Annotated in this window: 2 protein-coding genes; both read right to left on the bottom strand. The window is 59.4% G+C overall.

Annotation, left to right across the window (positions count from 1 at the left end; genetic code table 11):
* Positions 1-287, bottom strand: a 287-nt coding sequence (locus ACEU5R_RS31965) for a tail fiber assembly protein (RefSeq protein ID WP_392413935.1), incomplete at its 3' end; no start/stop codon positions are given.
* Positions 287-672: pyocin knob domain-containing protein (locus ACEU5R_RS31960; RefSeq protein ID WP_392413932.1), on the bottom strand; the 386-nt coding region annotated here is incomplete at its 5' end. The genes ACEU5R_RS31965 and ACEU5R_RS31960, both read right to left, overlap by 1 nt.

Below are 672 nucleotides of genomic sequence, written 5' to 3'. Positions count from 1 at the left end.
GGCGCGATTGCAGTTGTCGCCTGAGCCATCAGCGACGCTCGCAGCGCCATCGCATCAGCAAGCACTTGTTCCGCAGACGGGGGTGGGATATCGCCCCAAGCCGGCAAGCCGTCGGGGCCGACAACACGAGTCTTTCCGTGAGGCGCTGGCGCGCACGCGAATTCACAAAAGACATCTTCGTCGACAGGCACACCGTCCGTTGGCCACGTGCCGCTGCGTTCATAGTCATCCCGCAACGTGACTGGGTAAAACGCATTCGACGCCGCTGAGTAGTAGTAGTTCTTCATCATCGTCCCCAAACGTGGTACACGACCGTGATCGGATTGGTCCCGCTTTGCCACAACGTAAGCTGGCTAATCCCCGTGATTGCACAACCGCACGAGACCGCACTCGCAACAAGGCCGCCCGGACTGCAAATCGGGATCATGCCGCCCACGGGCCACGGGATCGGCAGATTGATGACGGTCGGTGCGTTGTTTGCGGCGACAGTCACAGAGCCACATTGCAAAAGTAAGCCACCCGGCACCCGCTGAAAGCCGTTTGGCTGCAACTGTTGATTTGCACCCGTGAAATCGTCAAGCGTGACAGCGCGCCGCCACGGTTTCCAAGTCCCAAGACTGCACGATCGGGTGTAAGTCTGAGCATCAGAAAACGTCGTGTACTGCTGCGTGA

The sequence above is a fragment of the Achromobacter sp. 413638 genome, from assembly GCF_043119405.1.
In the GTDB taxonomy this organism is placed as follows: domain Bacteria; phylum Pseudomonadota; class Gammaproteobacteria; order Burkholderiales; family Burkholderiaceae_B; genus Achromobacter.
The sequence above is the reverse complement of the archived record's forward strand: the minus strand, read 5'-3'. Positions and strand labels throughout refer to the sequence as shown.